The organism is Flavobacterium psychraerolatum (genome assembly GCF_025960985.1).
Classification (GTDB): Bacteria; Bacteroidota; Bacteroidia; order Flavobacteriales; family Flavobacteriaceae; genus Flavobacterium.
This window is the reverse complement of record NZ_JAOQMX010000006.1, coordinates 45,875-60,477: the sequence shown is the minus strand read 5'-3', so window position 1 is coordinate 60,477 and position 14,603 is coordinate 45,875. Positions and strand designations below refer to the sequence as shown.

The following is a 14,603-nucleotide window of genomic DNA, read 5'->3' as shown; positions in this document are numbered from 1 at the left end:
ACACAAACAAGAAAATGACATCATATAATGTAGACGAAAAAGGATATTATGGCGAATTTGGTGGTGCTTACATCCCCGAAATGTTATATCCAAACGTAGAAGAATTGCGTCAAAACTACCTTAAAATTACGGCTGAACCTGATTTTCAAGCAGAGTTTGACCAATTGCTTAAGGATTACGTAGGACGCCCTACTCCTTTGTTTCACGCAAAGCGATTATCCGAAAAATACAATGCCAAGATTTACCTCAAAAGAGAAGATCTTAACCACACCGGTGCACACAAAATCAACAATACTATTGGTCAAATTCTAGTCGCCAAGAAACTAGGTAAACACCGTATCATTGCAGAAACAGGAGCAGGTCAGCACGGCGTTGCAACAGCAACCGTATGTGCATTAATGGGCTTGAAGTGCATTGTATATATGGGCGAAATTGACATCAAACGTCAAGCACCAAACGTAGCCCGTATGAAAATGTTGGGGGCCGAAGTACGCCCTGCATTATCAGGTTCTCGTACTTTGAAAGACGCTACTAACGAAGCCATTCGCGACTGGATCAATAATCCAGTAGATACACATTACATCATAGGATCGGCAATTGGACCCCATCCATACCCAGACATGGTAACGCGTTTTCAAAGCATCGTTTCCGAAGAAATCAAATGGCAACTAAAAGAAAAAGAAGGACGTGAAAACCCCGATTATGTAGTCGCTTGTATTGGTGGCGGGAGTAATGCAGCTGGTACATATTACCACTTTTTGCATGAACCAGAAGTAGGTATTATAGCAGTAGAAGCCGCTGGAAAGGGAGTAAATAGTGGTCACAGTGCAGCTACCAGCAAACTAGGAAAAGTAGGTGTTATTCACGGTTGCAAAACTTTATTAATGCAATCACTAGACGGACAAATCACAGAGCCCTACTCCATTTCAGCAGGATTAGACTACCCCGGAGTTGGCCCAATGCACGCGCATTTGGCAACCACAGGACGTGGTGAATTCTACTCCATGACCGATGACGAAGCAATGAAGGCAGGATATGAATTATCCCAACTAGAAGGAATCATTCCTGCAATAGAGTCTTCACATGCCTTGGCAGTATTAAAAGAAAAAAAATTCAAACCCGAAGACATTGTAGTCATTTGCCTTTCGGGGCGTGGTGACAAAGATTTGGACACCTATATCGATTATTTTAAATTATAGTTGGGCGTTCCCGCAAAAAAAGCGGGCGGGCTGTACGCTATATCTTTTTTGGGGCAAAAAAAGCCCCAAAAAAGGATACCGCTTCCATCCCTAACGCAGACACAAAACATTTGATTTTACATTAAAAAATTCATCATGGCAAAATTATTCGCATACGGATCACTACAAGAAACTGATGTTCAGCAAACAATTTTCGGTCGTACCTTAAAAGGAGATGCCGATTCCTTAATTGGATATACTGTTACCAAAATCGAAATCGAAGAAGAATTTGGAATGGCATCCTATCCAATCATTACCTCTACCGAAAAACTTCAAGATATTATCGTAGGTTTACTTTACGAAATAACTGATGATGAATTGCTACAAGCAGACACCTATGAAGGAGTACATTACAAACGCATGGAAGTGTTATTGGAATCCAATCAAATTGCATGGACTTTTACCGCAACCAACTAAACCTAATTGCAACCACTCCCTATTGGACAAATAAAACACCATGAACAGAATACAACAAAAATTACAAGAAGATAAAAAAATACTATCCATCTACTTTTCAGCTGGGTACCCACATCTTACCGATACCGTTTCTATAATAGAAGATTTAGAAAAAAATGGTATTGATTTAATCGAAATAGGCTTACCCTTTAGTGACCCTTTGGCCGATGGACCAACCATCCAAGAAAGTTCTACCAAAGCATTACAAAATGGTATGACCACCGATGTACTTTTTAATCAATTAAAAGACATTCGTAAAACAGTATCAATTCCGTTAATCATCATGGGGTATTTCAATCCAATGATGCAATATGGTGTAGAAGCTTTTTGTGCCAAATGTGCCGAAATAGGAATAGATGGATTGATTATCCCCGATTTACCAGTAGATGTGTACGCAAATGAATATCAAGCTGTTTTTGAAAAATACGGTTTGTTTAATGTATTGCTAATCACTCCACAAACAGGAGACGAGCGCATCCGTTTTATTGATAGTGTTTCAACCGGGTTTATCTATATGGTAAGCTCTGCAAGTGTCACAGGATCACAATCAGGATTTGGTAGTACACAAGAAGACTACTTCAAACGCATTGCCGACATGAATCTCAAAAACCAACAAATTGTAGGTTTCGGAATTAACAATGCAGCAACCTTCAATCAAGCGACTCAATATGCCAAAGGAGCGATTATTGGAAGCGCCTTCATCAAACACTTAACCGAAGAAGGAACTGGTAAAATCTCAGATTTTGTGAAAGCAATTCGATAGAGTTTATTTTTTTTATAAAATTTAGTAAGCGTTTAATCTCGATTTAAAAGGAGATTAAACGCTTTTTTTTATGTTTGAAATGAATTATAAGGGTATCAAAATCGATATTCGATTTTATGCGAAAAGTATTCGGTAAAAATTACTTATTGCTTAACTTGACTACAATTTTTCTTATTTTTGAACCATCGCAAAAATATGCTATCATAAAAATCGCAAAACTTGTTTTGTGTTGTGAAAATAAATAATTAAAAACCAACTCCGTTATTAGAAGTCTTCATCTATCTAATAGAGATAATTAGGATTGCTGTGATAAGTCTCCTAACTCCCTACCCCTTTCCAATTATTACAGTATATATCAACTTATTAGACAACATACGAAACTTTGGAACCATGCCCGAAAAATTGTCTCGTCCTAAAATAAATAGTATTTGGATGTTCCGTGAAGTCATAGGTATTTCTGTGAAATATAGGATATCTAAACATACATATTATATGTATAATACTTCAATTATTTATTTATATTTAAGTCAAATAAAAGGAGATTTTTTCACAGACTGACGTTAGTAAAAATTAAAACTATGAAATTAAAATATTTAATGATTGCATCAAGTATTTGTTTATTTACAAGTTGTTCTTCAAGCAAAAAAATCACATCTAAATACAAAACAATGAATCTTTCGGAATTAGAAAACAAGAAAGATAGTATCGACAAACAACTAAGTTATTCAAAGTTAGCATTTTATCTTGAAAACATAAAAGTAGGAAAAAGTAGATATTCTTTGGCTGCACAAAAAGACAAAAATCTCTTATGGATTATGCATGAATCGCCCAACTATGAAAACCTAAAAGAAATATGGCAGGAAGCTGTTGAAGAATATATCGCTTTTGAAAATGAATATTCACCCCAAATAAAGAAACATAGAAGTTTAAATTATAAAAACAAAGAGAAATCTTTAAGCAACAGAAATGAATATAATAAAATATATTTACCACTCCTAAATGAGTTAAAACATAGAGAATATGAAAAATACATTTATTATGAAAAAAACTTCTCTGACAAACTTGCAAACATGTGGTATGATGGTGGATCCTACTTATTAAACTTTTACAAATCTAAAAACTTGGAGGTTCCCACAGTCTGGTTAAACGATAAAGATATATTTGGAATTGAAAATTTCTCCAACTACAATGAATTAAGGAAGCATTTAAAATATATTAATAAAGCGATCTCAACTAAATAATTTTAGCTAACCCCGCTAGCGCAAGCGTCCCGCTTGTGCTAGCAAAGTTTATCGACAACCGAACTTAAAAAAATGCAATTCGCGTACAACCAGTTTTTTTAGGACTAGACACGAATTTATAAAATAAAGCATCCCAATATAATCACACCTGTGAAGTTATACTCTAAAAATTTCTAATTTAAAAACCAGATGCCCGTACTTAAGTAATAACTAATACTACTAAATTACTTAAGATCAATATAAATCGAAGATAAACGATCTCTTTTTTGATTAAACGTAGTAAAATATAGAAACCTATTTCTACTTATTATATCTGGCTAACAAGTATATTAAAAAGTATCCCGATTAGTATGTTCAAAACATTATCCAAAACCTATTAATTCTGTTTCGATACCAATTTCTAAATCCTTAATTTGCACCCTCAAAACAGAAGGAATAAATGAAGGTTTGTATTGCTGAAAAGCCCAGTGTAGCTCGAGAAATTGCGTCCGTTTTAGGAGCCAATACCAAACATGATGGATATTTTGAAGGTAATGGCTATGCGGTAACCTATACTTTTGGTCACCTTTGTACTTTGAAAGAACCCAACGATTACAAACCATACTGGAAAAGTTGGGATTTGAATAACCTACCAATGCTGCCCGATAAATTCGAAACCAAAGTTGTGGAGAATTCGGGAATTCAAAAGCAATTTCGCATCATAAAAAGCTTATTTGACAAAGCCGATTTGGTCATCAACTGCGGGGATGCTGGACAAGAAGGAGAATTGATTCAGCGTTGGGTCTTGAACGAAGCCAATTATAAAGGTGAAGTGCAACGTTTGTGGATTTCTTCCTTGACAACCGAAGCGATCAAAGAAGGTTTTGACAATTTAAAACCTTCTTCTAATTACGATAATTTATACTACGCAGGATTTTCTCGAGCCATTGGTGACTGGTTATTGGGTATGAATGCTACTCGATTGTACACTGTAAAACATGGCGGTTACAAGCAGGTACTTTCCATTGGACGTGTACAAACTCCCACATTGGCAATGGTAGTCGATCGTTGGAAAGAAATTGAAAATTTTAAACCACAACCCTATTGGGAATTGCAAACCTTATATAGAGAAACCCTTTTCAGTTACGAAGAAGGTCGCTTTTTAAAAAAAGAAGATGGAGAACTCTTGTCCAACAGAGTCAAAGAAAGTGAGTTCGAAATTGTTTCTATTGAAAAAAAGAATGGAAACGAATTTGCACCAAAATTGTTTGATTTAACTGGTTTACAAGTATATTGCAATACCAAATTTGGGTTTTCGGCTGAGGAAACCTTAAAGATTACACAGACCTTATACGAACAAAAGGTAGTCACCTACCCCAGAGTAGACACCACGTTTTTACCAAATGATATTTACCCAAAAGTACCTGGGATTTTACAAAAACTGACTAATTATGCTGCGTTAACCCAACCTCTGTTGGGTAAGAAAATCAAAAAATCGGCTAAGGTTTTTAATGATAAAAAAGTTACAGATCACCACGCTATAATTCCAACTGGAATACAATCCAATTTGCAACACAACCAGCAATTGGTGTATGATATTATTACTAAGCGTTTTATTGCTGTTTTTTATGATGATTGTTTGGTAGCCAACACAACCGTTATAGGAAAAGCAGCTGATGTACACTTTAAAACTACGGGTAAAGTAATACTAAAAAAAGGATTTCGTGTTGTATTTGAGACTTCGGCTACGCCCACCAAAACTAAAGAAAAAGAAGCAGATTTATTACCTGATTTCGTTATAGGCGAAAAAGGACCGCATCAACCTTCTTTTTTAGAAAAAGAAACAAAACCACCCAATCAATTTACAGAAGCAACATTACTTCGCGCTATGGAAACGGCTGGAAAACAAGTCGATGATGAGGATTTACGCGAATTAATGAAAGAAAACGGAATTGGAAGGCCGTCCACAAGAGCGAATATTATTGAAACACTTTTTAAACGTCAATATATTGTTCGAAATAAAAAACAGGTGCTACCTACTCCAACTGGAATCCAATTGATTGATACGATTCAGAATGATTTAATCAAATCAGCGGAATTAACGGGCTCTTGGGAAAAGCAATTAAAAGATATAGAAAAAGGAACTTTCTCTGCCGCAGCATTTATTAAAAACATGAAACAAATGGTCGATGCCTTGGTCTATGAGGTGCGAAGCGAGACCATACGTGCCAATATTTCACATGCTGGACAGGTTGAAAAAGTGAAAGCAGTTGTTGAGAAAAAGAAAACGGCTGGCATCACGGCAGAAGTATGCCCCAAATGCAAAAAAAATACTTTAATTAAAGGTAAATTGGCTTATGGTTGTGCTAATTACAGTACTGGTTGCAAATTTGTTCTCCCTTTTACTTTCGCAGAAAAGAAAATTTCTGAAAATCAATATTTACGATTGTTACAAAAAGGGTCTACCGTAAACCTAAAAGATTTTAAAACAGAGTCTGGAACTGTCGAAGGCTTACTGCGTTTGGATGAAAATTATATTCTCAAATTAGAACCAAAAAAAGGAGCAACTCCTACTCCCACAACAGAGAAGAAAACGAGTTCGCCTGACTTACCTTGTCCTAAATGTCAAAAAGGAATCGTTTTAAAAGGTAAAACTGCTTATGGTTGTAGCAACTATAAACTAGGTTGTAATTTTAAAGTACTATTTGATGTCATTAGAGAAAAATTAAAAGATCAGAAACCAAGTAAAGAACTTGTATATCAAATTTTGAAAGATAATTTATAATATCAACCCATAAAATGCACAAAAATCAAAAAGTATTTAGATCGATCTTCTTTGTGTTTTTCATTTTGGTTCCTTAATTTTGCTAAAACACAATCAATCTCGTTTTTATCCTTAAAAAAAGACAATTACAACTTTTTAGTAATCAAAATACTAACCAGATTAAAAAAATTTAGCATGAAAAGATTAATTATACTACTTTGTTTGACTTTATTTATATCCTGTAAATCAAAAAAAGTAGTTACTACCCAAATCCCTATTGACAAAACAATAAATGAAACCGAAGAGGTTGCACAAGATACACTTGTAGAGGACGAAAAAGATAAGGTAGAATTTGTAAAACTATATCCTGCAGCAGTTAATTCATCTCAAAAAAGGAAAGCTTATGAATTAGGAAAGCGAATCTTGATGACTTGTAATACATCAAAATTCAAACCTTATACTACTAGTGAAGCGACTACTTCGGTAATTAACAACATTACCATTGAAAAATTATCTTCTATATGCAATCGCTACCGTAAGTTTTATGGAACTTTTAATGACATCGAATTGGTAGAGGTTTTGAAAAATCCAAAAACTAAAATATCTGTATATCGCTATAAAGCATTGTATTCGAAAAAAGTAGCCAACAAAGAACTCCGAGTAACGATGAATGCTGCCAACAAGGTTTCATCTATACAAACAATGGATTGGAAAAATGACTTTTAAGAATTTTTTCCAGCTAATCATTCTCAAACAATATTGAAACAACGGTTTCCATTAATTTATTAAAATCATCATGTCACCCAGACAGCACAGGATATTATTTAACCTATAATCAATAGCTATCTTACAAAGACAAAGCATTTCCAAAAGCATAGAAAAAAAACTCTTTACCTATGAATAATAAATCTATGTGGATAGTAAAAATACTTAGACAGTTAGCAGGAAACGAATAAAATAAATAGTCCTAAAAATCAGTTTCAAACTCCTTCTTTTGGCAAAGAAATTGTATGTATTTATTTAGAGAATAATATTTCGATTTAAACTCATAAACTACTCTAAAAAAACTATTTTTGATTTTGATAAAAAACAACCAAAAAATGAACCAGAATGTTTCAATAGCTGTACTTTTTTTCTTTTTTACAGCCCTATTTTCAACGACTTACGCACAACAAAATCCCATGCACCCTAAAAATGAATTTAGAGCAGTATGGATTGCAACTGTAGTTAACATAGATTGGCCAAAAACTAGCACAGATGCAGTATCGAAGCAAAAATCAGATTATATTGAAATTCTTAACGCATATAAAAAACTAAACTACAACGTAGTTATCGTTCAAGTTCGTAGTGTAGGAGATGCTTTTTATCCCTCTAAATTTGCTCCTTGGTCTCGCTATTTGACTGGAAAAGAAGGAAAAGCACCAGACCCATACTACGATCCATTGGAATGGATGATTGAACAAGCACATAAAAGAGGGTTTGAATTTCATGCTTGGTTTAACCCTTTTAGAGCAACATTTGACTTAAAAAAAGAAACATTGAGTCCGAATCATGATATGATCAAACATCCCGAATGGATGATTAAGTACGGAGAAAAATATTATTACAACCCAGGGCTACCAGAAGTACAAAATCAACTAGTGTCTGTGATTGAAGAGGTCGTAAAAAACTACGATATTGATGCTGTTCATTTTGATGATTACTTTTATCCATACAAAATTTCTGGACTTGATTTTAACGATTCAGCAGCATACAAAAAATATGGAAATGGACTATCATTAGCCGACTGGAGACGTTTAAACACCAATAACTATGTTAAATGTACCAGCTACGCAATTAAAAAAATAAAACCATGGGTACAATTCGGAATTAGTCCATTTGGAGTGTGGCGTAATAAATCGGTAGATCCAAAAGGGTCAGATACGCAATCTGGGCAAACTAACTATGATGATTTATTTGCAGATCCAATGGCTTGGATGGAATACAAATGGGTAGATTATATTTTGCCACAACTGTATTGGAGTATCGAACATAAAACAGCTTCGTATTCCAAATTATTGAAATGGTGGTCTGAAAACTCGAATGGAAATGCAGCTGTTTACATTGGAAATAGCTCATACAAAATTAACACCGATTCAGATAAAAAATGGACTAATCCATATGAGATTCCGAATCAAATTAACTTGAATAGAAGCTATAAAAACATTCAAGGTAATGGTTTTTTTAGTGCTAAATGGTTTTTAAACAACAATAAACAGGTAACAGACATATTATCCCAAAATCAATATAAGTACCCTGCTTTGCCAAATGTAGTACCAGGGTTTAGGTATAAAGTTGAGGACGTTCCTGAAGTTTGGGATATTACCACAGACAGCCTAATTGCAGATGTGATTTTGAAATTTCCTGAATATGATAAAATGAGGTATGTAGTAGTTTACGGAGCCAAAAACTGCACTAAAATTGATGTATCAGATCCTGCAAATATTATTGACAAAATAGCAATAACAGAGCGAAAAGGTTCGATAAGTATTAGTTTACCAAAAATATATTTGGATAAACACAACAGCTGTGCCATAACTTACATAGATTATTATGGAAATGAAAGTTCAGCAACAATCCTTTCGACTACTAAAAACTTAAAAATGATACTCAATCAAATCACACCAGATGAAGAATAATAAACCTTGGTATTGGATACCTGTTCTTAATTTTGCATCGGGCCTACCTTATGCTATTATTATTTCAGTTTCGGTAATCATGTATAAAAATCTGGGAATCAGTAATGAAGACATAGGTATATACACTAGTTTATTATACTTACCATGGGTAATAAAACCACTATGGAGTCCATTTATTGATTTGTATTCAACTAAGAGAAAATGGTTTTTATCCATGCAATTCTTGATTTCGATCGCCTTTATTATAGTAGGTTTCACCATACCAATGAGCAATTTTTTTATTATTAGCTTAGCCTTCTTTTGGATGGCAGCTTTTGCATCTGCTTCCAATGATGTAGCTAGTGATGGATTTTACATGATTGCCTTAGAGAAGGATGAACAGTCCTTCTTCCTTGGGATTAGAAGTACTTTTTACCGACTTTCGATGTTAACCGGAAACGGATTGATCGTAATTATTGGTGGCTATCTAGAACAGGAATACGGTGACAAACAAAAGGCATGGTCCTACACCATGATTATCGTCGGGTTAATCATGACTATTTTAACAGTTTACAACTTTTTTGCAACACCAAAAACTGAAATTTCACAATCAAGAGAAACAATCAATACTGCATCAAACAAAAGTTTTATAGTAGTTTTCGCGTCCTTTTTCAAAAAGAAACAAATAAGTCTCGTGTTGGCTTTTATCTTGCTTTTTCGCTTGGGAGAATCGCAGTTACTAAAAATGCTAACACCATTCTTGATTGACGATATTACTGTAGGTGGACTGGGGTTAACAACTCAAGACGTGGGAATTATATACGGAACATTTGGTGTATTATCATTAACCATCGGTGGTATTCTAGGCGGAATCGCTATTTCCAAAGATGGTCTTGGTAAATGGATGCTACCTATGATTTTGGCTATGCACTTACCAATTATTGGGTTTATTTTGTTGGCGCACTTCCACCCCGCTTCAATTTATTATATTTATGCTACAGTAATTGCCGAGCAATTTGGTTATGGTTTTGGCTTCGCTGCATTTATGATGTACTTAATTTACGTTGCCGATGGCGAATCAAAAACATCACATTATGCATTAGCAACTGGTTTCATGGCTCTAGGAATGATGTTACCTGGAATGTTAAGCGGATTTATTCAGGAATATTTGGGGTACGGAAACTTTTTTATCTGGGTATTCTTAGCCACAATTCCTGGTTTAATTTTGTCGAGATTCTTGATTTACCCAAAGGATTTCGGTAAGAAGACGCAGGAAAAGAGTTAGAGTTTAAATACAATATTCAGCTTTGATTATGACATTAGAACAAAAAACAGGACAATTCTTTTTCCCTGCAGTATTCATCAACGATACTGAAGAAAACATACAAGCAACAGAAAAATTAATTCGGGAACTACATATAGGTGGACTTACTTTTTTTCACTCTCGAGCAAGTGCAGCTACCAATTATGAGAGTAAAAAACCTATTGTGTACAATGACAATAGTTACGAACGTCTAAAAGCCTTAATTATTCGGTACCAAAAAAGTGCTTCTACTCCTCTTTTGATGAGTATTGATGCTGAATGGGGTTTGGCCATGCGTGTCGAAAAAACACCACAATATCCTTACGCAATTACCTTAGGGGCATTACCCGAAACACAAGCACATTTGGCGTATGAGGTAGGAAAACAAATTGGACTAGATTTAAAATCAGCTGGTATCCATTATAATTTGGCTCCTTTGGCCGACATCAATAACAACCCAAATAATCCAGTAATTGGATACCGTTCATTTGGCGAAAACAAAGAAAAAGTAGCTCGGTTTGCCCTCGAATATTTAAAAGGCCTAAATGAAATAGGCGTACTAGGATGCTTAAAGCATTTCCCAGGTCATGGTAACACTAGCGTAGATTCGCATTTGGGATTACCTATTCTTGAACAAAATTTGATAGAATTATTAGACAATGAACTCTATCCATTTATCGAAGGAATAAAAAATAATGTCGATTCAATCATGATTGGTCATCTAGCAGTTCCTGCTTTAAATGAGGGTAAAAGTACCTCTGCCACACTTTCGAAACCAATAATTGAAGATCTTTTACGAAACCAACTACAATACAAAGGATTAGTCATTTCCGATGCCTTAAACATGCACAGTGTTTCTAAATTGTATGCTACCAAAGGGGAATTGGAATGGGAAGCCTTTAATGCAGGAAACGATGTACTTTGTTTTGCCGAAAATGTACTCGAAGGTATTCAAGCCATCACGAAAAAAGCTTCATCAGAACGCATTAACGCTAGTTACAATCGCATCATGGCTTGCAAGAAAAAAGTAGGGCTATTGGATACAAAAATCATAACCGAAAGATCACTTGATTTCGAAACAGCCTCTCAATTAAATAAGAAAATTGCACAAAGCTGCATTACAACAATAAAAGATAACAACAACTATCAATTAATTCTGGAGGCATCTAGTAATGAAAAACTAGCCGTTTTAAGCATTTACAAATCCATTGAAAACGTTTTTTCAACAATAATTACCTGTACACTTCCCGCACAATCTTTTTCACTAGAGAATGGAGCGGCTATTGAGAATAGTGATTTTATAAAAAAAATTAGTACTTTAGACACTATTATTATTGCTTTGTTTGTCCCAAAAGCCAAACCAATGCAAAAATTCGAACTCGAAGAAACAGTATTAGAAACATTAAAAAACCTGTTCGAAACAAAAAAATGTATCTTGTATCTCTTTGGTAATCCATATGCTTTACAGGTTATTCCAAACTTACCATTAGCAGAAGGAATCGTTCAAGCCTACCAAGATTTTGATGAATTTCAAGAAGTAGCAGCACAATCATTAATCAATAACACAAAAAATAAAGGAAGCTTACCTGTCACCATTAAAGGCATTTAGTACCATTACCAATACAAAATATATGCAAACAAAAATACATAGAAACAAAGAGTTATCAATAGGAGAAGCATTAATTCCCGTGCTTGCTATCGTAATTTTACTAGGCTATAATGTTTATGTTTTTGGAGACGAAGCCCTTAGCGGTAGTAACCAATTTATCTTATTAATAGGTGGTGCCGTTGCAGCTATTGTTGGATTTATCAACAAAGTGACCTACGAAAAAATGATGGAAGAAGTTGCAAACAATATAAAATCTACCGTTGGAGCTATTTTAATTCTATTAATGGTAGGTGCGCTAGCTGGAACTTGGCTGGTGAGTGGTATCATACCGACCATGATTTATTATGGACTTCAAATTTTAAGTCCTGCAATCTTCTTACCTGCCACATTAATTATCTGTTCCATCATATCTATCGCTACTGGTAGTTCTTGGACCACCAGTGCAACCGTAGGTATTGCACTTATTGGTGTAGGAGGTGCACTTGGCTTTGACCTTGGAATGGTTGCAGGAGCTGTCATTTCTGGCGCTTATTTTGGAGACAAATTATCCCCCATGTCAGACACCACCAACCTTGCTCCCGCCATGGCTGGAACCGATTTATTTACACACATACGCTACATGGTCTTGACCACAATACCTACCTACACCGTTACCCTAATCATTTTCATCATCATGGGACTTTCAGTAGAGAGTAAAGGAGATGTCAATATAGACTCCCTTCTACATGATATCGAGGGTACCTTCAACGTCTCCCTTTGGTTATTTGCAGTACCCATTATAGTAATTGGATTGATTATTAAAAAAACAGAACCTTTAATTGCCCTATTAGCAGGGACGTTACTAGCTGCCCTTTTTGCTATTATCTTCCAACCTCACATCATCAATCAAATTGCAGGTGTACAAGAGATGACATTTGAATCTGGATACAAAGGAATTATGAATGCGATTACTCGTGATGTCGTAATCCCAACAGAGAATAAAACATTGGCCGATTTATTCACCTCTGGTGGTATGCAAAAAATGCTGGGTACCGTTTGGTTAATCCTTTGCGCAATGGTTTTTGGTGGAATTATGGATGCTATCGGAGCTTTAGCTCGTATCAGTCAATCTTTATTAAAGATGGCTCACACCACCTTTGGCCTTTTCGCTTCTACAGTTGGTAGTTGTTTGGCCATCAATATCACCGCATCAGATCAATATCTATCAATCGTTGTACCCGGAAAGATGTTTGCAAAAGCCTACAAAGAAAAAGGTCTAGCACCAGAAAATCTAAGCCGTACCCTAGAAGATGCTGGAACCGTAACCTCAGTATTAATTCCATGGAATACCTGCGGAGCCTACCATTCGAGTACGCTAGGAGTAGCAACTGTAGACTACCTTCCATACGCCATTTTTAATATACTAAGTCCTTTTACCACCTTGATATTTGCAGCGTTCCAAATCAAAATAAAAATGTTACTAGAACCGAAACCATCAATTGAATAAGTGATTGTAACCATTTTGGCGTGCCACCACCCCCAAAAAAAGGGCTCCTATTGCAACCGCATAGTAGCCCTTTTTTGGTGCTGCTGTCGGGTGATCCATGCTACTTCGGTAGCTTATTCCTCCCCCTCACGCGTGGCCTTTATTAATATTAAATTAATATTAAATTACAAACTTAAGGTTGCTTAACTGCAACAGCTATTACTACAACCTACTATATAATAGCAACTTAAAACGTCAATCGTAACGCAGTATAATCAAATACTATCAATATATAAATTTTTATAATTGCAATTGATTACAAACAAGTAGTAATATCCACTACTTTTGTATCAGAAAAACAATTAAAAAATAAATATTATGTCTTTAGTAGGAAAAAAATTTCCAAGTATTGCAGTTGATGCTATCTCAGAAATGGGTGATAACTTAAAAATCAACATTTTTGAAGAAGCTACCAAAAACAATAAAAAAGTAATTTTGTTCTGGTATCCAAAAGATTTTACTTTTGTTTGCCCAACAGAATTACACGCTTTTCAAGCTGCATTACCTGAATTTGAAAAAAGAAATACTATCGTTATCGGTGCCTCATGTGATACTAACGAAGTTCATTTTGCATGGTTGAATACAGCAAAAAATAACGGTGGAATCGAAGGGGTTACTTACCCAATCTTAGCAGATACAAACCGTAATTTATCTACAATATTAGATATCTTAGACATCGAATCTACTGAGTACAGCGAGGAAACAGATTCATTAATGATTGAAGGTTCAAACGTAACATACAGAGCAACATATTTAATTGATGAAACTGGAAAAATTTTCCACGAAAGTGTAAACGATATGCCATTAGGTCGTAACGTAAACGAGTACATCCGTATGATTGATGCCTACACACACATACAAGAAAAAGGTGAAGTTTGTCCTGCAAACTGGGAAGCTGGTAAAGAAGCAATGTCTGCTGATAGAAACAGTACAGCTGCATACTTGAGCGCAAACTAATTTCAATTTTGAAGATACTAAGATTCTAAGTTCCAAAGTCACTATGATTTTAAACTTAAATCTACCCTTCCACATTACAATTTATACTAATTAAGTAAAAAGAATCTAAGT

At 35.0% G+C, this 14,603-nt stretch carries 11 protein-coding genes; all 11 read left to right on the top strand.

Annotated elements, in window-relative coordinates:
• Positions 1-14: 14 nt before the first annotated feature.
• The 11 genes from trpB to M2326_RS04005 all read left to right on the top strand — a co-directional run bounded on the left by trpB (position 15) and on the right by M2326_RS04005 (position 14,492).
• Positions 15-1,199: a tryptophan synthase subunit beta gene (gene trpB / locus M2326_RS04055; protein ID WP_264618270.1), complete on the top strand. Its 1,185-nt coding sequence runs from the start codon at positions 15-17 to the stop codon at positions 1,197-1,199.
• Positions 1,200-1,334: 135 nt separating this feature from the next.
• Positions 1,335-1,655, top strand: a complete 321-nt coding sequence (locus M2326_RS04050; protein ID WP_264618269.1) for a gamma-glutamylcyclotransferase family protein — start codon at positions 1,335-1,337, stop codon at positions 1,653-1,655.
• A 40-nt stretch (positions 1,656-1,695) separates the two neighbouring features.
• Positions 1,696-2,457, top strand: a complete 762-nt coding sequence (gene trpA / locus M2326_RS04045; protein ID WP_264618268.1) for a tryptophan synthase subunit alpha — start codon at positions 1,696-1,698, stop codon at positions 2,455-2,457.
• 578 nt (positions 2,458-3,035) lie between these two features.
• Entirely contained in the window at positions 3,036-3,698 is a 663-nt protein-coding gene (locus M2326_RS04040; protein ID WP_264618267.1) for a hypothetical protein, read from the top strand.
• 439 nt (positions 3,699-4,137) lie between these two features.
• Positions 4,138-6,462 (top strand): type IA DNA topoisomerase, encoded by a 2,325-nt coding sequence (locus M2326_RS04035; protein ID WP_264618266.1) that lies wholly within the window; start codon positions 4,138-4,140, stop codon positions 6,460-6,462.
• Positions 6,463-6,636: 174 nt separating this feature from the next.
• Positions 6,637-7,167, top strand: coding sequence for a hypothetical protein (locus tag M2326_RS04030; RefSeq protein WP_264618265.1), 531 nt, complete (start codon positions 6,637-6,639; stop codon positions 7,165-7,167).
• Between the two features lie 374 nt (positions 7,168-7,541).
• Positions 7,542-9,119, top strand: a complete 1,578-nt coding sequence (locus tag M2326_RS04025) for a glycoside hydrolase family 10-like protein (protein ID WP_264618264.1) — start codon at positions 7,542-7,544, stop codon at positions 9,117-9,119.
• Positions 9,109-10,383 carry an MFS transporter gene (locus tag M2326_RS04020; protein WP_264618263.1) on the top strand — a complete coding sequence of 425 codons (1,275 nt, stop codon included), beginning with the start codon at positions 9,109-9,111 and terminating at the stop codon, positions 10,381-10,383. Before M2326_RS04025 ends, M2326_RS04020 begins: the two co-directional genes overlap by 11 nt.
• A gap of 28 nt (positions 10,384-10,411) precedes the next feature.
• Complete coding sequence (locus M2326_RS04015; RefSeq protein ID WP_264618262.1) at positions 10,412-12,010, top strand: glycoside hydrolase family 3 protein; 1,599 nt, start codon at positions 10,412-10,414, stop codon at positions 12,008-12,010.
• 22 nt (positions 12,011-12,032) lie between these two features.
• A complete protein-coding gene (gene nhaC, locus M2326_RS04010; RefSeq protein ID WP_264618261.1) occupies positions 12,033-13,496 on the top strand; it encodes a Na+/H+ antiporter NhaC in 1,464 nt (487 codons plus the stop codon).
• Between the two features lie 357 nt (positions 13,497-13,853).
• The gene (locus M2326_RS04005) at positions 13,854-14,492 is read left to right on the top strand and encodes a peroxiredoxin (protein WP_264618260.1); all 639 of its coding nucleotides are present in this window, start codon (positions 13,854-13,856) and stop codon (positions 14,490-14,492) included.
• Positions 14,493-14,603: the final 111 nt, after the last annotated feature.

Excerpts from the sequence above, each read along its gene's own strand:
- M2326_RS04050 (WP_264618269.1), top strand. The coding sequence starts at position 1,335 with ATGGCAAAATTATTCGCATACGGATCACTACAAGAAACTGATGTTCAG.
- trpB (WP_264618270.1), top strand. The coding sequence starts at position 15 with ATGACATCATATAATGTAGACGAAAAAGGATATTATGGCGAATTTGGT.
- nhaC (WP_264618261.1), top strand. The coding sequence starts at position 12,033 with ATGCAAACAAAAATACATAGAAACAAAGAGTTATCAATAGGAGAAGCA.
- M2326_RS04020 (WP_264618263.1), top strand. The coding sequence starts at position 9,109 with ATGAAGAATAATAAACCTTGGTATTGGATACCTGTTCTTAATTTTGCA.
- M2326_RS04025 (WP_264618264.1), top strand. The coding sequence starts at position 7,542 with ATGAACCAGAATGTTTCAATAGCTGTACTTTTTTTCTTTTTTACAGCC.
- M2326_RS04030 (WP_264618265.1), top strand. The coding sequence starts at position 6,637 with ATGAAAAGATTAATTATACTACTTTGTTTGACTTTATTTATATCCTGT.
- M2326_RS04035 (WP_264618266.1), top strand. The coding sequence starts at position 4,138 with ATGAAGGTTTGTATTGCTGAAAAGCCCAGTGTAGCTCGAGAAATTGCG.
- M2326_RS04040 (WP_264618267.1), top strand. The coding sequence starts at position 3,036 with ATGAAATTAAAATATTTAATGATTGCATCAAGTATTTGTTTATTTACA.
- M2326_RS04005 (WP_264618260.1), top strand. The coding sequence starts at position 13,854 with ATGTCTTTAGTAGGAAAAAAATTTCCAAGTATTGCAGTTGATGCTATC.
- trpA (WP_264618268.1), top strand. The coding sequence starts at position 1,696 with ATGAACAGAATACAACAAAAATTACAAGAAGATAAAAAAATACTATCC.
- M2326_RS04015 (WP_264618262.1), top strand. The coding sequence starts at position 10,412 with ATGACATTAGAACAAAAAACAGGACAATTCTTTTTCCCTGCAGTATTC.